Annotated in this window: 14 protein-coding genes and 1 pseudogene; 11 read left to right on the top strand and 4 right to left on the bottom strand. The window is 65.0% G+C overall.

The window, feature by feature from the left end:
* Positions 1–259: 259 nt before the first annotated feature.
* Entirely contained in the window at positions 260–1,123 is an 864-nt protein-coding gene (locus M3I53_RS08805) for a LysR family transcriptional regulator (RefSeq protein WP_254315557.1), read from the bottom strand.
* A gap of 155 nt (positions 1,124–1,278) precedes the next feature.
* On the opposite strand from M3I53_RS08805, the gene M3I53_RS08800 reads away from it, so the two are divergent.
* From M3I53_RS08800 to M3I53_RS08790, 3 genes are all read left to right on the top strand, one after another.
* Complete coding sequence (locus tag M3I53_RS08800) at positions 1,279–2,916, top strand: gamma-glutamyltransferase family protein (RefSeq protein ID WP_254315556.1); 1,638 nt, start codon at positions 1,279–1,281, stop codon at positions 2,914–2,916.
* A gap of 91 nt (positions 2,917–3,007) precedes the next feature.
* The gene (locus M3I53_RS08795) at positions 3,008–4,336 is read left to right on the top strand and encodes an MFS transporter (RefSeq protein ID WP_254315555.1); all 1,329 of its coding nucleotides are present in this window, start codon (positions 3,008–3,010) and stop codon (positions 4,334–4,336) included.
* A 210-nt stretch (positions 4,337–4,546) separates the two neighbouring features.
* A complete protein-coding gene (locus M3I53_RS08790) occupies positions 4,547–4,795 on the top strand; it encodes a hypothetical protein (protein ID WP_254315554.1) in 249 nt (82 codons plus the stop codon).
* A gap of 45 nt (positions 4,796–4,840) precedes the next feature.
* On the opposite strand, the pseudogene M3I53_RS38415 reads toward M3I53_RS08790, so the two are convergent.
* A pseudogene (locus M3I53_RS38415) lies at positions 4,841–4,974 on the bottom strand (glycerate dehydrogenase); the annotation flags it as partial.
* Positions 4,975–5,356: 382 nt separating this feature from the next.
* On the opposite strand from M3I53_RS38415, the gene M3I53_RS08785 reads away from it, so the two are divergent.
* The 4 genes from M3I53_RS08785 (at position 5,357) to M3I53_RS08770 (ending at position 9,034) form a co-directional block, all read left to right on the top strand.
* A complete protein-coding gene (locus M3I53_RS08785) occupies positions 5,357–6,547 on the top strand; it encodes a CaiB/BaiF CoA-transferase family protein (protein ID WP_254315553.1) in 1,191 nt (396 codons plus the stop codon).
* Between the two features lie 15 nt (positions 6,548–6,562).
* Positions 6,563–7,540, top strand: coding sequence for a hydroxymethylglutaryl-CoA lyase (locus tag M3I53_RS08780; RefSeq protein ID WP_254315552.1), 978 nt, complete (start codon positions 6,563–6,565; stop codon positions 7,538–7,540).
* A gap of 12 nt (positions 7,541–7,552) precedes the next feature.
* On the top strand, positions 7,553–7,945 hold the full coding sequence (locus M3I53_RS08775; protein ID WP_254315551.1) for a VOC family protein: 393 nt from the start codon (positions 7,553–7,555) through the stop codon (positions 7,943–7,945).
* 183 nt (positions 7,946–8,128) lie between these two features.
* Positions 8,129–9,034 carry a LysR family transcriptional regulator gene (locus tag M3I53_RS08770; RefSeq protein ID WP_254315550.1) on the top strand — a complete coding sequence of 302 codons (906 nt, stop codon included), beginning with the start codon at positions 8,129–8,131 and terminating at the stop codon, positions 9,032–9,034.
* 68 nt (positions 9,035–9,102) lie between these two features.
* Here the strand turns inward: M3I53_RS08770 and M3I53_RS08765 are convergent, their stop codons facing one another.
* Together M3I53_RS08765 and M3I53_RS08760 are read right to left on the bottom strand one after the other, a co-directional pair.
* The gene (locus M3I53_RS08765; RefSeq protein WP_254315549.1) at positions 9,103–10,548 is read right to left on the bottom strand and encodes an MFS transporter; all 1,446 of its coding nucleotides are present in this window, start codon (positions 10,546–10,548) and stop codon (positions 9,103–9,105) included.
* Between the two features lie 239 nt (positions 10,549–10,787).
* Complete coding sequence (locus M3I53_RS08760; RefSeq protein ID WP_254315548.1) at positions 10,788–11,639, bottom strand: hypothetical protein; 852 nt, start codon at positions 11,637–11,639, stop codon at positions 10,788–10,790.
* Positions 11,640–12,161: 522 nt separating this feature from the next.
* Between M3I53_RS08760 and M3I53_RS08755 the strand changes: the two genes are divergently transcribed.
* From M3I53_RS08755 to M3I53_RS08740, 4 genes are all read left to right on the top strand, one after another.
* Positions 12,162–13,730 carry a multicopper oxidase domain-containing protein gene (locus M3I53_RS08755; protein ID WP_254315547.1) on the top strand — a complete coding sequence of 523 codons (1,569 nt, stop codon included), beginning with the start codon at positions 12,162–12,164 and terminating at the stop codon, positions 13,728–13,730.
* Positions 13,731–13,901: 171 nt separating this feature from the next.
* Positions 13,902–15,422, top strand: a complete 1,521-nt coding sequence (locus tag M3I53_RS08750) for a multicopper oxidase domain-containing protein (RefSeq protein WP_254315684.1) — start codon at positions 13,902–13,904, stop codon at positions 15,420–15,422.
* 17 nt (positions 15,423–15,439) lie between these two features.
* Entirely contained in the window at positions 15,440–23,707 is an 8,268-nt protein-coding gene (locus tag M3I53_RS08745) for a choice-of-anchor Q domain-containing protein (protein WP_254315546.1), read from the top strand.
* Complete coding sequence (locus M3I53_RS08740; protein WP_254315545.1) at positions 23,704–24,198, top strand: hypothetical protein; 495 nt, start codon at positions 23,704–23,706, stop codon at positions 24,196–24,198. The genes M3I53_RS08745 and M3I53_RS08740 overlap by 4 nt, the downstream gene beginning before the upstream one ends.
* Positions 24,199–24,230: the final 32 nt, after the last annotated feature.

The raw sequence follows: 24,230 nt of genomic DNA, 5'->3' as shown, positions 1-24,230 counted from the left end.
CCGCTTGCGCGCGGGCGCGCGAGTCTTGCGCCGACTGGTTGCGCTCGGCCCGGGCGTCACGTGCTTCCTGCCGGAAGGTGTGGCGCGCTTCCGCTGTGCGGGCGCGCGGTTGCCGGTTGGCCTCGCGAACTTCCATTCGCTTGCGAACGATCGGGTCGTTATGCGTCACCGTGGCGGCGGGCTGCCCTTCCTTGCGTGCTTGCCGGTGCGGCGGTCTGTGCAAACACCTGGCCCGCAAACATGGCAGTCACGCGTTCTGTCACCGACGCAGCATGTCTGCAATCGTTTGTGTGAGCAACGTCTGCTTGTGCGCTTTCCGGTGAATCATCCCCACCGTGCGGATGAATGGCCGCCCGGGCAGCGACACAAGCCGCAAATTCGGATCGCTCTGCCATTTGCCGCCTTGCAGGACTGGCAACACACTCACGCCCACGTCGTTGCGCACCAGCGAGACGATCGTTTCGATCGAGTTCAGCTCCAGATATTCGAGCGGTTCGATGCCTAGCTCGCCAAGTGCGCGGTCGATCACGACGCCCGTCGGCACGCGCCGGTCGAAGCGCAGAAAGCCGCGCTCGCGCAGGATGCGGCGCGCGTCGTCGCCGGGCGTCGCGCGGCTCGTCACGAGCATCAAAGGCTCTTCGTAGAGCGGCGTCCACGCGAGCGACTCGTGAAGCGAACCATCTGCACTGCCAACTACCACGGCGAGATCCACGTCGCCGTCTTCCACCATGCGCGCCAGTTCGTTCGAGCGCGCCGACGTGAGGCGCACTTCGAGTTCCGGATGGCCCGTTTTCAGATGCGCGACGGCCAGCGACAGCGCGCCGATCACCGACACCACCGCGCCGATGATGATCGAGCCGCGCATCGTATCGCCGGCGCTGGCGGGCAGCTCGTCGATCAGCGCGAGAATGTGCTCGACCTTCGCGCAGATTTCGCGGCCTTCGCGCGTGAGCGCGACCTGGCGCGCGCGGCGGTCGAAGATCTGCCGGCCGAGCGCCTCTTCGAGCCCGCGCATCTGCAGGCTCACGGCGGCCTGGGTGAGCGCCGTTTTTTCCGCCGCCGTGGCGAACGACCCGCTGCGTGCGACGGCCTGCAAGGTGCGGAGCATACGTAGGGTTAGCATGTAAATAAAACTTAAGTGTCGATAATAAAATATTAATATTTTTTCGCTTGATCCTTCAAGATAATCGATAGATCGGCATGAGCCGTGCGTGATCACCACTGAGGGTGGTGGTGCGCGCGACGCTGCTTTAGTTCATTACCGGAATCCGAATTTCCATGACGCGCTTCAACTGGCAAAACCCCTATCCGACGCCGCGCCTGCCGGTGTTCGCCCGCAATATCGTTTCGACGTCGCATCCGCTTGCCGCCCAGGCCGGGCTGCGCATGCTCTGGAAAGGCGGGAATGCCGTCGACGCCGCCATTGCCGCCGCAGCCGCCATCACCGTGGTCGAGCCGGTGTCGAACGGCCTCGGCAGCGACTGCTTCGCGCTCGTGTGGGACGGCGCGAAGCTGCACGGCCTGAACGCGTCGGGCAATGCGCCGGCGGGGTGGAGCGTCGATTATTTTCGCCGCAAGTACGGCGAGGAAAACGGTCTCGCGAAGCAGCCCAAACGCGGCTGGGACACGGTGACCGTGCCGGGCGTGATCGCGGGCTGGGAAGCGCTGCATGCGAAGTTCGGCAAGCTGCCGTTCGCGGACCTCATGGAGCCGGCCATCGAAATCGCGGAGCGCGGCCATGCGGTGGCGACCATCGTCACGCGCAAGTGGCAGGCGGCAATTCCCGAGTTGCACAATCAGCCGGGCTTTGCCGATACGTTCATGCCGCGCGGCCGCGCGCCCGAAGTGAGCGAGCGCGTGTGCTTTCCCGGCCACGCCGCCACGCTGCGGCGCCTCGCGGAACGCGGTCCGCGCGACTATTACGAAGGCGAACTCGCCGAGCGCATCGCTGCGTTTGCGCGCGAAGGCGGCGGGGCGCTCACGCTGGACGACCTGCGCAACTATCGCCCGGAATGGGTCGAGCCGATCGGCAAGAACTATCGCGGCTACACGGTCCACGAGATTCCGCCCAACGGGCAGGGCATCGCTGCGCTGATCGCGCTCGGCATTCTCGAGCAATTCGACATCGGCTCGCTCGCGCTCGACAGCCTCGAATCGCAGCATTTGCAGATCGAGGCCATGAAGCTCGCGTTCGCGGACGTCTATCGCTACGTGGCCGATCCGCGTTCGATGGAAGTCACGCCCGAGCAGATGCTCGACGACGCCTACCTGAAAGAACGCGCGAAGCTGATCGATCCGAAGCGGGCCACGCAGTTCGACTTCGGCATGCCGCGTTCGGGCGGCACGATCTACCTTTCCGCCGTGGACGAGCGCGGCATGATGGTGAGCTTCATCCAGTCGAACTACATGGGCTTCGGTTCGGGCGTGGTCGTGCCGGGCACGGGCATCGCACTGCAGAACCGCGGCTGCGGCTTTTCGATGGACCCGGCATCGCCGAACGTCGTGGCAGGCGGCAAGCGCCCGTTCCACACGATCATTCCGGCGTTCCTCACGCAGCAGGTGGACGGCCGCCAGGAAGCGGTGATGAGCTTTGGGGTGATGGGCGGCGACATGCAGCCGCAAGGGCATCTGCAGTCGGTTGTACGCATGCTCGACTACGGCCAGCAGCCGCAGGCCGCGTGCGATGCGCCGCGCTGGAAGGTCAACCGCGACTTCACGCTCGATATCGAATCGACCTTCAATCCGCAGACTGCGCGCGCGCTGCAAGGGCTCGGCCACGAGATCAAGGGAATCGACGATCCGTACATGGACTTCGGGTCGGGTCAGTTCATCTGGAAGCTCGATCGCAACGACCCCGAGCGCGGTTATGTGGCCGCGAGCGACGCGCGCCGCGACGGGCTCGCCGCGGGCTTCTAGGCGGCAAGCAGCGTTTGCCGCGAGCGGGAATGCCCCGCTCGCGGTTCACGACGAACAATGAGTAGACCGAATAAAAACGGAGGAGACTGACATGGAGACCGGGTCGTCGGTAACGGGCGCGCCACTGAGCCGCGGCATGGTGCGCCGCATCGTGTTCTCCTCGTCGATCGGCAATGCGCTGGAGTGGTTCGACTTTCTCGTCTACGGCTACTTCGCGCCCATCATCGCGAAGCAGTTCTTTCCCATGCACGACGAATGGCTGTCCACGCTGCTGGCGGTCGGCACGTTCGGCATCTCTTTTCTCATGCGGCCGCTCGGCGCGATCGTGCTGGGCGTCTACGGCGACCGCAAGGGACGCAAGGGCGCCCTCACGCTCGCCATTGCGCTCATGATGGCGGGCACGCTCGCGATGGCCGTCATGCCTCCGTATGCGTCGATCGGCATCGCCGCGCCGCTCCTGATCCTGCTCGCGCGCCTTGTGCAGGGCTTCGCGGTGGGCGGCGAATTCGGCAGCGCGACGGCGTTCATGGTCGAGCACAGCTCCGCGAAGCGCGGCTACTACGCAAGCTGGCAGTTCGCGAGCCAGGGCGCGGCGGCGATTCTCGCGGCGTCGTTTGGCGGCGTGCTCGCATGGTGGCTGCCGCCCGAGCAATTGCAAGCATGGGGCTGGCGCGTGCCGTTCTTTTTCGGGCTCGTGCTCGGGCCCGTGGGCTGGTACATCCGCTCGCATCTGGACGAGACGCCAGAATTCGTCGCGAACCAGCGAGCGCACAGCGAACAAGATGCGCGCGCAACGAATGAGCCGGGGCTGGGGTGCCAATGGGTGAACCTGGTGCTCGCGGTGGGCATCGTTGCGCAGTCCACCGTCGGCGTGTACATCCTTCAGCTCTACATGCCGATGTACGCGGTGAAGCAGCTCCACATGGCGGCGGCGACCTCGTTCGGCGTGGTCGTGCTCAACGGCGGCCTGCAGTTCGCGCTTTCGCCGGTGATGGGCGCGCTCTCGGACCGCATCGGCCGTATTCGCATCATGCTGACCACATCGATCCTGCTCGCGGCGCTCACGTATCCCATGTTCGCGCTGCTGCAGCGGCATCCCACGCTCGGCTGGCTGCTCGTGCTCCAGGGCGCGGCGGGCATCTTCAAGGCCGCCTATTCGGGCCCGATGCCAGCGCTGATGTCGGAGATCTTTCCGGTGCGCGTGCGCTCGGCGGGGCTTTCCATCGCATATAGCCTGGGTGTGACGCTCTTTGGCGGCTTCGCGCCGACGATTGCCGAAGTGTTGATTCACGTGACGGGCGATACGCTCGCGCCCGCGTATTACGTCTCGGTTGCCGCCGTGATCTCGGGCGTTTCGCTCGCAATCGTCGGCTGGCGGACGATGCGCCAGGCTTCGTTGCGCACCACGCTCGCGAGCTGAAAGTCGGAAGTCCGAACTGACCCGATTGTTCTTGCGCCCGCAGAATCGCTCCTTAAAACAGGGCGTGAATGCGGGCGCGGTGTTTTTGCACGACTGCTTCGCGACTTCGTGTGGACGTCGCTGAAGCCTCACGAAAGTGGTGATATAGTCGCCCCCTCACCGCCGACCGGCGGGGCGAGCATTACGTTTTGTCAGGTTTCGGGAGAGTATATGGCAGTCGAGTATCGTGGCTTTCGAGTCACAGTCGATGCGAGAGCAGACGCGACGGACACGCAATGGCTGTGCCGCGCGGTAGTGGAAGGTGCCGACGCACAAGTGGAAACGGCCAGGCTGCCTTCCGTGGAGCTTGCAATTCCCAAGCTGAAGATCGATGTGCTGATGGCGTTGAGCGTGGTCGAACAAACGGCGAAGCAGGCCGTCGACGAATGGTGGTACGCCAGGCAGCCGGAAATGGCCTGATGATTCAGGCGCGGGCAACCCCGCTGCGGTTGCCGCGCCTCGCGCTCAACGCGCACTGACCCGATTGCGCGGCTTGCGTTCGCAAAACGCCGCAACGTTTCCACGAGTTGATCCGCAAGCGCCTGCATGGCTTCATCGCTCGCCCACGCTACGTGGGGTGTGAGGATGAACGCCGGATGTCACTTTCTTCTAGCAGCGTTTCGAGCGGCACCTAGGGGTTTCCGGTGAGGAAGTTCGCAGCAGCGCCGCGCACCACGCGAAGCGACGCGAACGCTCGAGCGCGCGAGACATTCGCGCAGCCTTTCCATTTGCTCAAGCCAGATTGAGCAAGCATCGATTATCAAAGGGTGCGCTCCGGTTCATCATGTCTCCCATAGTCAGTCGCTGACGGTCCGAAATAACCCCTTTCATGGGCCCAGAGTAAGGCGCTTTGCATGGGATCAGAGTAAGGAGCTTTGCATGGGATCAGAGTAAGCGCTAAAGCGCTAACTCTGATCGACAGCTAAAGCGCTAACTCTGATCGACAGCTTTGCCCCAGCTCTGGTCGACAGGAGACAAGCCATGCCACGACCACTCGAAGGAATCCGCGTTCTGGAGCTCGGACAGCTCATCGCGGGTCCGTTTGCTGGACGCATGCTCGCCGAATTCGGCGCGAGCGTCATCAAGGTCGAGCCGCCCGGCGTGGGCGATCCGTTGCGCAAGTGGCGTCTGCTGCACGACGGCACGTCGGTCTGGTGGGCCGCCCAGTCGCGCAACAAGGAATCCATCACGCTCGATCTGCGCACGCCCGAAGGGCAGGACGTGATTCGCCGTCTCGTCCGGGAAACCGACGTGCTGATCGAAAATTTCCGTCCCGGCACGCTCGAAGGCTGGGGCCTTGGCTGGGACGAACTCAGCGCGATCAATTCCAGCCTCGTCATGCTGCGCGTTTCGGGCTACGGGCAGACCGGCCCCTATCGCGACCGGCCCGGTTTTGGCGTGGTCGCAGAAGCGATGGGCGGTCTGCGTCACCTGAGCGGGGAGCCCGGGCGCACGCCGGTGCGCGTGGGCATCTCGATCGGCGATTCGCTCTCCGCGCTGCATGGCGTGATCGGCATCCTGCTGGCGCTGCGGCACCGCGAGCAGCAGGGTGGCAAGGGCCAGGTCGTGGACGTCGCGCTCTACGAGTCGGTCTTCAACATGATGGAAAGCCTGCTGCCCGAGTATTCGGTGTTCGGCGCCGTGCGCCAGCCAGCGGGCAGCAGCCTGCCCGGCATCGCGCCGAGCAACGCCTACCGCTGCAGCGACGGCAAGTACGCGCTGATCGCAGGCAACGGCGACAGCATCTATCGCCGCCTGATGGAACTGATTGGCCGCCCGGACCTCGGCAACGATCCCGCGCTCGCGCAGAACGACGGGCGCGTCGCGCAGGTCGAGCGCATCGATGCCGCGATCGGCGAATGGACCGCGCGGCATACGCTCGACGAGGTGCTCGCGGCGCTCAACGAAGCGCGCATTCCGGCGGGCCGTATCTACGACGTCGCGGACATCGCGGCCGATCCGCATTACCACGCCCGCGGGATGATCGTGGGCGACACCTTGGCCGACGGCACGGCGGTGCAGGTGCCGGGCGTGGTGCCCAAACTGTGCGGCACACCGGGCACGATCGAGCGCAGCGCGCCGAAGCTCGGCGAGCATACCGACACGGTGCTGGAATCGATAGGCGTGGACGCTCCAACGCGTGAAGCATGGCGCGCTCGCGGCGTGATCTGAACGGGGAGCAGCGAGATGACGACCGGAAATAAGGACAACTTCAAGGGCAAGGTGCTGTATCTGAACGAAGTCGCGACGCGCGACGGCTTCCAGAACGAAGCCGCCTTCATCGACACGGACGACAAGATCGCGCTGATCAACCGCCTGAGCGCCTGCGGCTACGCGAAGATCGAAGTCACCTCGTTCACGTCGCCCAAGGCGATTCCCGCGCTGCGCGACGCCGAGGCGGTGATGCACGGCATCGAGCGCGTGCCGGGCGTCGTCTATACGGTGCTCGTGCCGAACGTGCGCGGCGCCGAGCGCGCGCTGTCGTGCAACGTCAATGAAGTGAATCTCGTGATGTCGGTGAGCGAGACCCATAATCGCAGCAACCTGCGCATGACGCGCGAGCAGTCGTTCGCGCAGTTGCGCGACGTGATCGATGCGCTGCGCGGCACGGGCGTGGCGATCAATGTTTCGCTCTCCACAGCAATGGGCTGCCCGATGGAAGGCGACGTGCCCGTGCAGGACGTGCTCGGCTGGATGCGGCGATTCGCAGAACTGGGCGTGCAGGGCGTAACGCTTTGCGATACGACCGGCATGGCGCATCCGGCGCAGGTGCGTAGGTTGTGCGAAAGCGCTGCGCAGGCGTTCGGCGCGCTCGAACTGACGCTGCACTTCCACAACACACGCGGCATGGCGCTGGCCAACACGCTTGCTGCGCTCGATGCGGGCATCGTGCGCTTCGACGCCTCGCTAGGCGGCCTCGGCGGCTGTCCATACGCGCCGGGCGCGAGCGGTAACGTGTGCACGGAAGAGCTCGTGCACATGCTCGAACTCGACGGCTACGACACCGGCGTCGATCTCGCCGCCGTGCTCGACGCCGCCGCGCTGCTGCCCGGACTGATCGGTCATGATGTGCCCAGCCAGATTCTTAAGGCCGGCCGCCGCCTCGACCTGCATCCGGTGCCTGAGCAGGCGCAAGGCATGCCCCCACAACGCGCGTACTCATGACAGGAGCGAAGCATGGCGTTGATCGACCACCTCGACCATCTGGTGCTGACCTGCGTGGACCCCGAGGCCACGAAGCACTTCTATACGGAAGTGTTGCAGATGCAACTGGAGACCTTCGGCGCGGGGCGGCTCGCGTTTCGCTTCGGCAACCAGAAGATCAATCTGCATGTGCGTGGCGCGGAGTTCGAGCCCAAGGCGCATGTGCCGGTGCCGGGCGCGCTCGACCTGTGCTTCATCGCCGCGGTACCGCTCGATGCGGTGATCGCGCATCTCGCAGAGAAGAACTGGCCGATCGTCGAAGGTCCGGTCGAGCGCACGGGCGCGACGCAGAAGATTCGCTCCGTCTATGTGCGCGACCCGGATCTGAACCTCATCGAAATTTCTGAACCGATCCAGGCCGGTTGATCCTTCTCGCCGGTTTTCGCCGTTGAGCCGGGGGGGAGTGTGCGGCGGTGAGCACGCCGGCCCGCATGGCCGGCGGCGGACGTGCATCGCTACAGGTCCGCCTCTGCATTTCCACATCCGCACTTCCTCCCAGGCCCGCGATGCAGGACAATCGTTTTTCGCGCCGGCTCTGTCGCCTTCATCATGGTCAATCCACTTCACTTCGATCTGCAGTCGCTGCGGGTCTTTCTGCTCGTCGCGGAACATGGCAGCCTCACCAAGGCCGCCGAGCACGGGCAGCTCACGCTTTCGGCCGTCAGCAAGCGCATTGCCGAACTCGAAAGCGTGACCGACTGCGCCTTGTTCATCCGTCGCGCGCGTGGCGTGGATCTCACACCGGCGGGGCGTGCGCTGCTGGAGCACGCAACGCGCGTGGTCGATCAGGTGAATCGCATGGCCACCGAAATGAGCGACTACGCCGCCGGCGTGCGCGGGCACGTGCGCATGTGGGCGAATACGTCGGCGATCGTGCAGTTTCTGCCCGTCGATCTCGCGTGCTTCCTGAATGAGCATCCGGGCATCAAAGTCAGTCTCGAAGAGCGGCTGAGCCACGAGATCGTCGAGGCGCTCGGCGCAGGCAAGGCCGACCTCGGCGTGTTCGCCGACAACGTGCCCGCGCCCGGCATCGAGCGGCGCCTCTATCGGCGCGACGAACTCGTCCTGCTCGTGCCGCGCAATCATCGCTTTGCGCAACTCGACGTGATCCGCTTCGCCGATACGCTCGACGAAGACTACGTGGGCCTGAGCGATGGCAGCTCGCTGCTCGCGCGCATGACGGACGCGGCATTCGCCATCGAGCGATCGCTTAAGCTGCGCATCCAGGCCTCGAACTTCGACGGCGTGTTTCGCATGATCGAAGCGGGGCTGGGTATCGGCGTGCTGCCGCGCGACGCGGTGAGCGACGAGCGCGGCAAAGCCGGGGTCGTCAAGGTGAAGCTGGCGGACGCGTGGGCGTGGCGCACGCTCTGGATCGGCATGAAGGCGGATAGCGCGCCAAGCTCGGACATCGTGAGTCTGTTCGACTACATGTCGGCGCGCGCGGCGCAATGAAAATCGGGGCGCCCCGCACGACGCGGCAGCCGCCCCCATGATCGAGGGACGCTCGAGGCATCGGCGGGTCAGACCGGATTGATCTCGTCCTGGCTGCGCCGCGTGGTGAGGGGACCGAGCGCACGCAGGGTCACCGCGACGATGGTCAGCGCGGCGGAGATCACGCCGAACATCGCGATCGGGCCGTGCTGCGTGAGTACCGGCAGCAAGATGAAGGGCAGGGCGCTGCTCATGATGCGCGAGAGCGAATAGGTGCTGCCGATCGCTGTCGAGCGCACGCTGGCGGGGAAAATCTCGGCCTGGTACACGTGGTAAGCGTTGCTGAACACATTCGATGCGCAGTTCGTCAGCACGCCGAAGCAAACGATCAGCGCGGCCTGAGCCGAGTACGCGAAGCCAAGGCCAAAAATGCCGATGGAGATCAGCGAGGCGATCACGAGCGTGCGGCGCTCGATCCAGTTGAGCAGGGGCACTGAGAGCAGCGAGCCGATCGGGTAGCCGAGGAACGAGAGGGCGACGAACAGCGTGCTGCCCGTCACGTCGATGCCGCGGCTCTTCACGACGACCCCGGCAAGCGTGCCGAAGCCGTAGTAGCCGAAGGCCTGGAACAGGTGAAACACGACGAGCATGACATAGCGCTTGTCATAGGGTGCGCGCCGCAGTACGGCGATGCGCTCCGGGAGGCTCAGCGGGTGCTGGCGCGTTTGCGGCTCGGCAAAGCGCTTCGGCATCGGCGCGGCGGCGCTTTGCGCGAAGCGGCCCAGCATCGCATAGGCCTCGTCGGCGCGGCCTTGCGCCAGCAGCCAGCGCGGGCTTTCCGGCAGGCGATGCTGCACGGCCAGCACGAACAGGGCGCCAAGGCTGCCGATGGCGAGGATGATGCGCCATCCCGCAATGCCGGCGAGATGGATCGGGTTGAGCCAAACCGCGAGGAAGCCGACCAGCGGCACCGCGACGTACGAAGTTGTATAGGCCCACGCGGCCATCCGGCCGCGTTTCTCCTTCGGCAGGATTTCCGAAAGGAAGCTGTCGGCCACCGGATAGATCGCACCGACGCCCACGCCGGTCAGAAAGCGGCACGCCACGAGCATGGTGGCGTTCACGGAGAACGCGGCGAGCAGCGAGAACGCGCTGTACCACAGGAGCGTGAGCAGGAAGGCGCGCCGCCGCCCGATGCGGTCGGCGAGACTGCCGAGGAAGAGCGAGCCGAAAAACATGCCGACAAAGGCCGAGGCCAGCAGGAGCTTGAACGCGAGGCTGTGCGCATCGAGTCCATACTCGTTCTGCAGCGCGGAGCCGATCGAACTGACGAGGAAGATCTCGTACATGTCGAAGAATAGGCCGATGCCGATCACCCATACCACGAAGCGGTGCAGCGCGCCCACGGGCATGTCGTCCATGAAGCTGCTGAGCGTGACCCGCTGGGGGGCTGGCAACGGGGCTTCCGCGGTGAGCGGGCGGCGTGGCGCTTCGCCCGGCGCGCTGCCGCCCAGGTCGAGGGGATGGCTGTTCATGCTGTCTCCAGTATTTTGGATGCCGCGTCGCGAGCCGCGGTCGGGGCGCAACTCCGTACGAACGGTACGGACCAGGCGTGATGGCAAGTGTGGGAGATTTTCGCGAGCGCGAAAATTGAGGAAGGGTGAAGCGTGCTTTCCCGCGGGGAAAGGCTGGGGCGTGGCGGCGCGTTCGAGCCGCGTCTTTGCGCCCGAACTACATGTAGCTTTGCTCCTGCTAGCCCCAGGCGGGCGCCGGCTCAGATCTGCAGCCGCTCGAGAACTTCAAGGAAGAGCAGCACGGCAATCAGGATGCCGATCCACCTTACCGTCAGTCTGAGGTTGAGGAGCGTCGGTCCCAGCGAGCTGACGGCTTGCGCGACGACCTTCGCCGCTCCCTCCGGGTCGCCGCTCGCCGCCGAGCCGCGCAATGAAGCCGTCGCAAAATCGATCCGGAGATGGGTGACATAGCCAGTCGCTATATTCGGCCATTCGATCGTGTCGTCGCTTTCATTGGGACGCAGAAAGAGCCGGGGCCGGCGTGCGGGCTCGGCCGCCGGATCTTCCAACGTATAGAGGCGCCGCATCGCCAGACCCAGCTCTACCGCGCCAAGCTGGCCGTCCGAGATTGCCTTCGCCAGCACCTGCAGGCAGGCGGGGGGAATGTGGCACGCGAGCCACCACTGATCGGGTTCGCCGGAATCCTCATCGGCGGGATTGAAGCCCAGCCGGGCCGTGCCGAGCGCCACATCGGACATCGAGTTGCCGAGTTCGTCTTCCAGCGCGCGCAGGCCAAGCCGGTCGGCCGTGCTGACGTCGCGGGCTTCGAAGCTCACCTGAAGCATGCGCGTCGCCTGCTGGGGAACGCCGATGATCGAAAGCTCCTGGCCGTCGAGATGCGCCACGCCGTGGAGCGACGTGGACAGAACAGGCTGCCGGTCCTGGTCCAGCGGCTCGACGAGTTGCTGCGCCACCTGAAGCTGTTCCAGCTTCAACCACATCGACATGGTGGGGTAGTACGTTCGCTTCGCGCTTTCCGGTTCGACCAGTTCAAGGGCGTGATCTTTCCGTTCGACGAGATTCGCCACCGCTCTGTTTTCCAGAAAATCCATGTCCCACCCCCGCCGCCAAGTCCGCCAAGTCCCTCGCCGGCATGAGACCAGGAGGTGAGTGCCGTCCGTCTGACCGCGCGATAGAGAAGCGTCCGCGGTATTCGCATTTGCGCGCATGACGTGAATACGCGGGATTGTACCCATCGGAAGTTCGACGCTATATGCCACAGGGCACATAAGAACGACGTTTCAATCGTCAGATTTATTCGATGAGCGAAGATGATTCGAAATGCAAACGAAAGATATGGCGTTGCGCGAGCGCTCCGCTTCCACAGCCGCAATCGCGGCATGACGCGTCGTTTGTGTCGGCCAGGACACACTCCATCGCCCGTCAGGACGACGACCGCGCAACGCGATGGGTTTGCCCTACTGCAAGTGTAGGGAGGTGACCCATCGCAGGCCCCGCTGCCCATATCCAGAATCCACATACGGGTCAGTGTGACGATCGCATCAGCCCGCAACTGCAGTTGAGCGTGACGTTCAGCGCCTGACGCGCTGCTTGACCCCAAGGACGGAGGTCATATGTTCAGCATCCGCATGTGTCGCAACAGCGTGGCAACCCTGCTGTGCATGATGTTTGCGATCCCCTCATTTGCCCAGTCGTTCATGGTTCAATGCCCGCCGACCACGCCGTCGCATCCGACGGCGCTGCCGTCGGGCGCCGGCGAACCGCCGTACACGGGACCGTCCTTCACGGGCCAGACCTCGGCATCGACCGGTGTCGTCAACGGCGCCATCAAGTGCCAGCAGATCTCGGGTGGCGACGGTTACGCGACGATGGCCAATGGCGTGCAGACCTATCTGTTCGCGTTCGGGCCACTGTCCGGTCTCGCCGACATCAAGGCCGGCTTGCCCGGCACGCAGTTCGCCTCGGTGTTCAACACCGTCGGCGATCCCAGAACGGATCCGACCTACAACGGCGCGGTCGGTCTCACGCCCGATCCGGAATCCACGCCGCCTGGCCAGCTCACGGGCCATGTCGATCCGCGGCCGATCATGGACGTCGGCGTGATGAACGGCAACGAGCCCGCGCCGATGATGGCGATCGACGAGGACGACGAGTTCTTCCTCACGCTCACGAACGTCGGCATGATCATGCGCCCCGACCTGTTCGAGAAGCACACGGTGCACTTCCACGGCTATCCGAATGCCTCGTCGTTCTATGACGGCGTGCCGGACGCCTCGGTCGCGATCAACATCGGCGCGAGCTTCACCTACTACTACCTCGCCCCGGATGCGGGGACCTACTTCTGGCACTGCCACATCACGCCGCCGGAGCACCTGCAGATGGGGATGGTCGGCCAGATCTTCGTGCGTCCGCGTCAGAACCGCGTGCCCGCGGGCAAGTCGCTGTACCAGTCGCTGGTGTTGCAGCAGCAGGATCTGCGCACGCGGTGCGGCACCGACATTCTCTGCACGACGCCGCTGCCGCCACAGAACGGCGTGCTGCACGTGAACAATTTGAGCGGGACGCCCACGCTCTACGCATACAACGACGGCGATGGCTCGACCGCCTATGACGTCGAGTATCCGGTGCAGATCCATGGCTTCGATCCGAACTTCCACTTCGTCGGCATGACGTTCAATCCGGAGCCCTTCACCGACATGAAAGACAAATTCTTCATGCTGAATGGCCGCAGCTATCCGGACACCGTGAATCCGAATCCGCTTTCGACGCCCGCGTCGGACGGCGTGCCGCGCTTCTCGCAACCGCTGCCGTCGCTGATCAATATCCCCGTCGGCGGCAAGGTGCTGCTGCGCATCTCGGACCTCGACGTCACCGAATATCAGACGCTCGCCTCGCTCGGCATTCCGATGCACGTGGTCGCGCTCAATGCGCGGCTGCTGCGCGACATGGCCGGCAACGACATGACCTACTACACGAACTCGATCACGCTCGGGGGCGGTGAGTCGCTCGACCTGATCCTCGACGCCAGTGACACGACGAAGTATCAGTCAGGGCAGGTGTTCTACCTGTACACGCCGAATCTGGATCATCTGGCAAACGATCAGGAAAACTTCGGAGGCCTGATGACAGAGGTGCACATCTGCAGGTCGGTGGATCCGAAGACGAAGGTCTGCACGCTATGAGACGCTTCATGCACGCGATAAAGACGGTTCATGGCTGGCCTGCCATGGACCCGGCCAGGAAGTCCTGCACTTAGGAGAAGAGCCGTGGGACACATCACTTACCGCATAGGGATCGCGACCCTCGCGCGCCTCGGACGGCTTGCACGGTTCGGCGTGGCGGCGCTCTTCTGCATGCAGGTGCATGCGGCCGCGCCTGGCATCACGGGCACGCATTTCGACCTGCGCGCCGAGGCGAGCCGCATTACCCAGCCGGACGGCAATAGCGTCTATTCGTGGGGCTACGGCTGCAATACGGCTCCGGCCGGATTTTCGCCGCCCAACATTGCCGGCGCGAATTGCCCGACCATGCAGATTCCCGGCCCGACGCTGATCGTCAACCAGGGCGACATCGTCACGGTGACGCTCACCAACAATCTGCCCGCGGCGGCGGGCAACACGTCGATTCTCTTTCCCGGGTTTGACGTATGCATGGGAACGATCGACCCGACGACGAGGCTCTGCTCCGGCACGCCGACGGGCGTGCAGGGCCTGCTCACGCGCGAGGCGTCCCATACGGTCGCGGTCACCTATAGCTTCATCGCGGCGACACCGGGCACGCACGCTTACTACAGCGGCACGCAGGGCGATCTGCAGATCGAAATGGGCATGTATGGCGCAGTCATCGTCCTGCCGACGTCGTCGCCCGGCACGCTCGCGGTGCCGACCGGCTGCAACCCGATCCAGGGAACGCGCAAGCTGCTGGACGGCCAGCCCGACTTCCGCAATGCCGCGGCGGCCTACAACCACAGCGCCGCGTGCTACGACCGCGAGTATCTGTTTCAGTTCTCCGAAATGGATCCGCGCATTCATGCCCAGGCGGAGCAGCAGGCCGGCAACGCCTGCACGAGTCCGACCGGCTGCATGACGGTCGAGACGGAGCCCTATCACCCGGCGTATTTCATGGTGAACGGACGCTCGATGCCGGACGACATGGACCCGAACTACGCGGCGCAATATCCGAATCAGCCATACAACGGCAACCCGCACATGCATCCCGGCGAGCTGGTGCTGCTGCGTATCATCGGCACGGGGCGCTGGCAACACCCGTTCCACGAGCACGGCAATCACGTGCGCGTGCTCGCGCGCGACGGCAACATGCTGCTCGCGAAAACGGACGCGACCAAGGTGGCTGGCCCGCTGCTTTTCACGACCACGACGACGCCGGGCCTTGCGATGGACGGGATCTTCTACTGGACGGGCAAGGGCCTGAACTGGGACGTCTATGGGCACTATCCCGGCGACGGCAGCGTCTGTATCCCGGATGCAAACGGCTACTACACGCAGGATCCGACGGCGCCGAACTATTACGAATGGTGCGCGGATCACAACAAAGCGCTCGAAACCCATCCGTTCGGCAAGGTGGGGAGCGGCGGCCCGGTGACGCTGCCCGACTCGCACGTGCTGACCAACGGCTTCTGGTACGGCGGCAGCCCCTATCTCGGACCCGACGCGACCATGCGCGCGACTTCACCCACGGGCACGACGCCGCCAAGCGGCACGTCGGTGAATCCGCCGCAAACGGAAGCCGGCTTCGCATTCATGTGGCACTCGCACAACGAGCGCGAGATCACCACGAACAACATCTTTCCTGGCGGAATGATGATGATGATGCTCGTTGATCCGCAAGCGTTCCTGATCGACGAATCGAACTAGAGGCGGGGAGAACGGCGATGAGATCCACCACACTCAAGGCAAATCTGTTAGGGATGCTTAAGGCGTCGATTGCCGCTTCCGTTTTGCTGGGCGCGAGCGGGATGGCATTCGCCCAGGCATCCGTCAATCTCACTGCGAAGGCCACCACGGCCGTGATGCCCGACGGGCAGGCCGTGCCGATGTGGGGTTACAGCTGCACGGCTGCTGCTGCGCCTGCCACGTGTACGGCGGCGAACCCCGGGGCAGGGGCGAACTGGTCGCCCGTCGTCATCACGGTGCCGCCAGGGCCGCTCACGATCAGTCTCAAGAACAGCTTGCCCGGCTCCGTGCCGACTTCGCTCGTGGTCGTCGGGCAACTGGGCGGCGGTCTGGGCACGACGGCGACGAGCATGCCGAGCCCGACGCACCCCACCCAGACCGCGACCACGTGGCCGACCGCCGCCGCCGCGCCCGGCGGGGCGACGTTCACGCCGCCGACGCAAGCGGCCCGCGTGCAGTCGTTCGCGACCGAAGTAGCGCACGGCAGCACCACTGCGCTCGCGTGGAGCAACCTGAACCCCGGCACCTATCTGATCGAGTCGGGCACGCACCCGTCGATCCAGGGGCCGATGGGGCTCTATGGGGTGCTGGTGGTGAGAACGGCGGCCAATGGGGCGACGCCCGCGCAGGCGTATCCGGGCGTCAGCTACGACACCGACGTGCCGCTCGTGCTGAGCGAAATCGACCCGGTGCAGAACACCGCGGTCGCCGCCGCGGTCGCGACGCCGGGCTTCAGCGAAACCCTGTCGTGGTCCGGGCAGCCGGGCGGCTGCGGCGATTCGAAGTCGACCGCGTTCGGCACCTGCTATCCGCCCACGGTGAACTACGATCCGCGCTACTACCTGATCAACGGCGTCTCGTTCGACCGCACCAATTCGGGCGCTTCGACGTTTGCCGCGACGAGTGCCGCGACCACCGGGCCGGTGATGCTTCGCTTCGTCAACGCGGGGCTGCGCATGCACGTGCCGGCTGTGGTCGGCGCGCAAACGGGCACGACCCCGGTCTCCGGCTTCGCTTTGATCGCCGAAGACGGCAATGTGCTGCCCGGCAATCCGCGGATTCAGTCGGAAGTGTTCATGGCGGCAGGCAAGACCTACGACGCGCTGGTCAACATGCCAGGGGCAGCCGCCTCCGCGCTGCCAGTGTTCGATCGCGAACTGAGCCTGTCGACGAACAACGCGCGTGACGGCGGCATGCAGGGTTACATCAGCGTGAACAACTCCACCGCGGCGTCCGCCGCCGCCGTGGCGAACGCTTCGGTCACCGGGTCCACGTATTTCTTCGTACCCGGCAAGACGCTGACCGTGTCCGACCCGGCGAGAGGCGTGGCGGCGAAGGACGCCAACGTCTACGGCGTGCAGGTGAAGACGCCACCGACTGGCGGCTCGCTCACGCTGAACCCGGACGGCACGTTCGTCTACACGCCGAGTCAAGGCACGACGGCCGACAGCTTCGTGTACCAGGCGAACGGCAACCCGAACGCCGCGGCGACGGTGACGCTCACCGCGTGCACGACGGGCAACGGGTGTCAGTCCGGACCGCCCACGGCCGGCAACGCCGCCTATACGAGCAATATCGCCTCGCGGCTGCAGATCTCCGAGCCCGGTGTGCTCACGTACGCCAGCGATCCGAATGGCCTGCAGCTCGCCGCAACGCTTGTCGGCACGCCGACGGGCGGCTCTGTCACGCTGAATCCCGACGGCTCCTTCACGGCGAGCCCGGCGACGGCGCCTATGGGCAGCGCGGCGTCCGCGAGCGTGACGTTCCAGTACAAGGCGGTGAATGCGCAGAATACGGCGAGCAACACGGCGACCGTGACGGTGACGTTCAAGGGCGGCAGCGGACTCGTCGTCAACGTACTCGATGCGCCCAGCACGCAGCCGGGCAAGACGCCGGTGAAGATCAGCGACTACCGCTGGATCATCGAGGAAGACCGCACGTTCCAGATCGATCCGGCGTGCCAGGTGAACTCGCCCACGCGTCCGGCGACGTGTCCTCCGCTGCCTGTGCCGAGTCTCGGTGCGAACTTCCATACGAGCTACATGCCGGTGGTGGCGGCAGGCTGTGTCGGCGTCGCCGCGTGCGAAGCGGGGCAGACGGTCTATGACCCGGTCAGCCAGACCCACCTGCCGGCAGTTTGCGATGTCGGCAACGGCGTGTGCCGGACCACGGCGGCGCAGCAGGTGCCGGTGGATCCGTCGCAGGTGGCGCTCGATCCGAAGAAGCGCTATTACATTTCGATCCTGCCGGGCAACGCGTACAACTCGTTCACGAACGGCGGCGGCGTTCCGCAGCCGGTCGACCCGAACAATCCCTCAGGCGCGCAGCGGCAGTTCGACATTTCCAAAGACTGTCCGGGCGTCGCGAACTTCGCGCCGGGCACGGGCAAGTGCGGCAACGGCATGGGCGGCGCGCCGATCGCGGCCGGTCAGACTTCGGTCAACGTGTTGCTGGAGGAGTCGCCTTTCCCGACTGCGAAGGTTTCCGTGTTCGTGTTCGAGGACGACGCACCGCTGAACGGCGAAGTGGACGTGAGCGGCGGCACCGACACCTTCGGCTCGGCGCGCGAACCGGGACTCGGCGGCTTCGAAATCAAGCTGTGGGATGACGCTGGCGGCAGCGGTCAGCCGACCGGACAGATGACCTACGACATGTTCAACATGCCACTGTCCAATTCGCTGCAAGGCACGATCGATCCGGTCAGCGGGCTCAACGCGTGCCCGATTTCGACATCGACCGATGGCCTCGTCGGCATGATCCCGACCTGCCCGAAATACGAGTCGGATGGCAAGACGCTGTCGCCGCTCGTTGGTCAGGCCATCATCGCGAACCTGATGCCGGGCCGCTACGGCATCATCGCGACGCCCGCTGCTGACCGCATCGCACGAGGCGAGGAATGGCTGCAGACGAACACGCTGGACGGCGAGAAAGCCCACGACTCGTTCATCAAGATCGGTGGCCCCGCGTACTTCCAGGAATTCGGTCCGGCGGGCTTCCACGTGTCGATCGGCTTTGCGAACCCGAAGATCATCAACGCGCGGCTGCCTTTGCTGTGCGCCACCTCGGGCTGCAACAACGGGCTCAAGGGCCGGGTGACGAACCTGCACTACAGCCGTCCGCCTGACGAGCACCTGTACGGCAGCCAGTCGCGCAAGCCGTTGAGCTTCACGCAATGCTACGTGAGCGTGGGCGATCCGGACGGCGAAGACTACGCGTTCACCAAGTGCAACGCGGACGGCACGTTCAGCTTCACGGGCCTGCCTGCCGGCATAACCCGCATCACCGTGTTCGACCAGTGGAACGACCAGATCGTCGACGGGCTCGCATCGGCCGTGACGCTCGGCGGCGGCACGGTGACCGACGCGGGAGATATCGCGGTGCTTCAGTGGCAAACGAATCTCTATACGCGGACGTTCCTCGACACGAACGGCAACGGCGTGGGAGATCCCGGCAAGCCGGGCCTCGCGCTGCTGCCGACCAATATCCGTTTCCGCGACGGCAGCTATTCGGATTTCAACGTCACGGACGGGAACGGCTATGCATCGTTCAACGAAGAGTTTCCGCTGTTCAACTGGTATGTCGTCGATACCGACCTGACGCGCTTCAAGCAGACGGGCGTGCACGTCGTTTATGACGCGGGCGGTCCGCCCGACGGCACGCCGGGCGGCGGCAAGTCGACGATTGCCGCGAACTTCGCGAACACGCAAGAATCGGTGCATTTGCCGACGAACCTGCGGGTGCCTGGCGCGGTGTACTGCAACGACGCAGACTGCAACGACCGCTCGGGCTCGAATCCCTCGACCGGCCGCGTCGATCCGCCGTGGGTGACCACGATGGGCTGGCAGGGCTTCTCGGGACAGAACTCGTTCATCGAGTTCGGCAAGACGCAGTACGCGGCGAACGAGAACGGCGGGATCCGTGGCGAAGTCGTCTACGCTTCGACGCGCCCCTTCGACGATCCCACCTTGCTGGTTCACACAAAGTGGACCCCCGACGTGCCGAACGTCACGGTGAATCTGTACCAGGAAGGCGTGGCGGCGGACGGCTCCACGAGTCTGAAGCTCGTCGACACGACGAAGACCGCGAGCTGGGACGACTGGGCCCAAGGCTTCCGTTCGGACGGCGTGCCGAACATGAACTGTCCGGGCCAGAGCACCAGCGATCCGTACTTCTACACGCTGCGGAACACGCCGAACTGGCTCGACCCGCAGCAGCGTGCGCTGCCCAACAACTCGCAGTTCAAGTGCTATGACGGCATGCATGTGTTCAACCAGGTGCAGCCGGCGCCGTTCGACGGCATGTACGAGTTCCCGAGCGTGACGGGCCGCGATCCGCATAGCGGCCTGCCGACCGGCACCCACTGCACGATCTGCAGCGCCAATCCCACGAAGGACGGCACGCAGATGCTGCCGCCCGGCAAGTATGTGGTCGAGATCATCGTGCCGCCGGGCTACGAACTGGTGAAGGAGGAGGACAAGAACATCCTGATCGGCGACAACTACATTGCACCGGTCACGCAGCAGTTCGGCGGGATCGGCGATGTCTTCATCCTGCCCGACCAGGCGGCGATGAACTCCACCTACAACCGGAACAACCCGCAGAATCCGACCTCGAATCTCGGCTCCACCCCGCATGCAGAAGGCGACACCGGGTCCATCGAACGCTTCTGGCCGTGCGTCGGCGAGCTGCGGATCGTCCCGGACTACATCAGCCTGTTCCCGGGCTCGCAGGAAGTCTCGCCGTTCGCGGGGGCTTCGAGGAACCTGTGCGACCGCAAGGAGGTGGAACTGACCGATCAGAGCGCGGTGCAGGCGAAGTTCTGGATCTTCAGCTCGACGCACGTTGCGGCCCACTACACCGGTTTCATGCTGGACGACTTCTCGTCGGAGTTCGACCCGTATTCGCCGCAGTTCGGCGAGAAGTTCGCAGTGCCAAACGTGCCGGTGTCGTTCAAGGACTTCGCGGGCAACGAAATTTCGCGCACCTATTCGGACCAGTGGGGCATCTTCAACGGGCTGACCTACTCGACCTGGCAAGTCAACCCGCCGAACCCGACGGGCTACGCGCCGACGATGATGGTTGCGTGCATGAACGATCCGTACATGCCCGACCCTGCGCATTCCGGCCAGACCATCAAGGACCCGCTCTATAACCCGGCATATAGCCAGTTCTGCTACGAGATTCCGTTCATGCCCGGACAGACCCAGTACATGGATACGCCGGTGGTGCCCGTCCAGGCCTTCGCGGACGGATATAACCAGGTGGACTGCGCCTACCCGGACGGCACGCCGGGCATTGCCTCCGTGACCGGCGACGCGATTGCCGGCAATACGTCCGCGGGCAGCAACGGCGGCGCGGGGCCGTGGGTTAGTGGACCCTTGAAGACGCTGACGATTACGTCGGTCGGCACGCAGCAGGTGCCGAACCATGCGTACACGGGTCCAGCTGCCACCGCCGCGCCGTTCAACCAGAAGTTCATCACGCGCAACTACGGTTTCGGCCAGCAACGGGGCGTCGTGACGATCGCGGGCATCCCGGCGCCGGTGACATCGTGGAGCGACGCGAAGATCACCGTGGTTGTGCCGCCTCTGCTCGGTCCCGATGCGGCCTGCACGATCCAGCAGCGTGGCGTGACGACGCCGACCCAGTGCGGCCAGCTCGTCGTCACCGCAGCGAGCGGCAAGCGCTCGATCGATGCGGTCACCGTGACGATCGGCGGCAAGGCGCCCACCTACGTGGGCGGCGAAAACACGGCCGGCAATGCAATCCAGACCGCAATCGACCATGCCACCGCGGGCGACATGATCGTCGTCGGTCCCGGGACCTACAAGGAGATGCTGCTCATGTGGAAGCCGGTGCGGCTGCAAGGCGTGGGGGCAACGTCCGTGACGGTCGACGCCAATCCGCATCCGTCGGGCAAGCTCGACCCGTGGCGCAGGCAGATAGGGTGCCTGTTCGGCGATGCGCTGAACGGCGGCCTGATCTCGGGGAGCAATCCGTACGATCCGACCGGCGCATACAGTTGCCTTGCCTCGATGCAGCGCAAGATCGACGGGATTCCGTTCGAGCCGACTTCGGGCTGGGATTTCAACCTCAACGGTAACCTCGCGGAGACGCTGATCGAGCCGACGCTGATGGGCGCGTACGAAGGCGCGGCCATTACCGTGCTCGGCAAGGGTGTGAAGGACGTGCTGGTGGGCGGGGTGCTGACCCAGGACCAGAACTGCGTCGCGAACGGCATCTGCACGCCGCTCACCAACAGCGCCGCGGACTGCAATACCTATCAGAGCAACTTCCTGTGCAACCCGTCGCGCATCGACGGCATGTCGTTCACGAACAGCTCGCAAGGCGGCGGTGGTATCTACCTGCATGGCTGGAACCACTACACGGAGGTATCGAACAACCGCGTCTTCTCCAACGCGGGAACGCTCACGGGCGGCATCATCGTCGGCCAGGTCGAGGTGCCCGACGGCAACATCGCGGCGAATAACGTGACCCAGTTGCCGTTCCAGTACAACGTCCACGTGAACGTGCACAACAACCAGGTCACGTCGAACGCTTCGTACGGCGACGAAATCAACTCGACCACGCCGTCTTCGGCAGGAGGAGTGACGTTCTGCTCGGGCGCCGACTACTACAAGTTCAACTACAACTGGGTATGCGGCAACATCAGCAGCGGCGACGGCGGCGGTGTCGCGCACTTCGGCTTCAGCTACAACGGCGACCTGTCGCACAACTGGATCCTGTTCAATCAGAGCAACAACCCGACGCTGCCGACGTACGGCGGCGGGCTGATCGTTCAGGGTGTGCCGCCCGACGGCACCTTCTGCGAGAACGCGGCCACCGACGTCGACTGCGCGCCGCAGCTCTCGGACGGCGCGGGCCCGGACATCACGATCGACGGCAACCTGATCGTCGGCAACACGGCGGAAAGCGGCAAGGGCGGCGGCCTGCGGCTGCAGAACGTCAACGGTACCGACGTGCAACGCAGTCCGAACGACAGCTCTAGGTGGTATCGGGTGAAGGTGACGAATAACATCATCGCGAACAACGTGGCGGGCTGGGCGGGCGGTGGCGTGTCGCTGCAGGATGCCGTGGCGGTGAGCTTCGTCAACAACACGGTCGTCTCCAACGACTCGACCGCGACGGCCGGTGTGCTGTTCAACACGTCCGCTGCGACCCAGGCCAACGTCGGGCCGCCGAACTGCACGACCTCGGGTTCGGAAACGACGTGCCAGCCGACCACGACGTCGCAGTACGAGCCGGCCGGGCTCGAGACCGCGCGCCACACGCAGAACCTGGTGGCGGCATTCACCAGGCCGAACGTGAAGTGCCCGGCGGGCAACCCGGACTGCACGACGTTCTCGAACCCGGTGCTCACGAATGACCTGTTCTGGCAGAACCGCACGTTCTACATCACCGTGGGAGGACTGGATCCGGGCATTGCGGGGCTGCAGAACGTGGTCACGCTGAATCCGTCGCTGAACCAGGCCGGGCACACCACGGGCTATTGCGATCCGAAGGCGGTCTACTGGGACATCGGCGCGTTCGGCGACACGGGAGCCGCGAACCATGGGTCCGGTCTGACGATGAACCCGCGGTACTCGATCCTGACCGACGCCGGCGACTATCCGAACGCGAACAACAGCGGATCGAATCCGGGCGTCGTGCATCAGTACTGCAACGGTGCGCGTGTGCCGCCGGAGGCGGGCGGTATCGGCATCACGGTGCCCCCGGGTATTGCGGACACGGTGCTGCCGAATCCGTTGTTCAGCCTGCTGCCGTCGGCGACGCCGGACGAGGGCAACAACTGGATCAACATGTCGTACGGTCCGTTGTCGCTGTTCAACGAGGCGAGCACGGGCGCGCAACGCAACACGCTGCTCGGCAACTACACGATCCCCGGGACCTCGCCGGCGGTCAACCATGCCACGGCAGCGGGCGCGCCGAATCGTGACATCTTCGGCACGCCGCGGCCGCAGCTGGGTGGCTACGACATCGGCGCAGTCGAGTTCGTGAGGCCCGGCGTGTTCGCCTCGCAGCCGTATCCGCTCGCGCTCGGGGTGAACGATCCGGTGACGCTGCTCGGATTGTTGCAGGGGATCCTGCCAAACGCCGCGAACAGCGGAGGGCTGCCCGGCATCGGAGGCGCACAGGGCAATCCGGGCCAGCCTGCGCTGCCGGTGGGCACGCCGCCCGCAGTCACGACGCCGGCGGGTCTGAAGACACTGGGAGCGTTGCCATGAGCCAGCGTCGCCACCGGTCGCGGCGGGCCGTGCTGACGGCCGGCAGTGTCTGCCTCGCTGCCGCCTCGCTTCAGCCGGCGGTGGGCGAGGCCGGTGCGAGCGCGGCGGCGAAGCAGTCGCCGTACTCGCCGGCGAGCCTGCCGCAGCGCGCGAGGGGCTACTACGAGCTGATGCAGGGCATCGACCACCTGAGCGTGCGCCGCACGGCGTCGGGCAACCTGGTCCGCTTCAGCTATCGCGTGACGGACCCGGTGGCCGCGCGGCCGCTCGGCGAAAAGACCGCGACGGCCGTGATGTTCGGGCGCACGAGCCATGCGTTGCTCGAAATCCCGGTGATGGACAAGGTCGGCGCGCTGCGCCAGAGCGGTCCGCTGGAAACCGGTCAGGAGTACTGGATGGTGTTCTCGAACAAGGGCGGTCTGATCAAGGCCGGGGAGCGCGTCGACGTATTCGTGGGGACGTTCCACATCGACGGGCTGATAGTCGAATGATTGCGCAAGCGCTTTTCACGCGCAGACGAAGA

The organism is Paraburkholderia sp. CNPSo 3272, from assembly GCF_024206495.1.
In the GTDB taxonomy this organism is placed as follows: domain Bacteria; phylum Pseudomonadota; class Gammaproteobacteria; order Burkholderiales; family Burkholderiaceae; genus Paraburkholderia.
The sequence above is the reverse complement of the archived record's forward strand: the minus strand, read 5'-3'. Positions and strand labels throughout refer to the sequence as shown.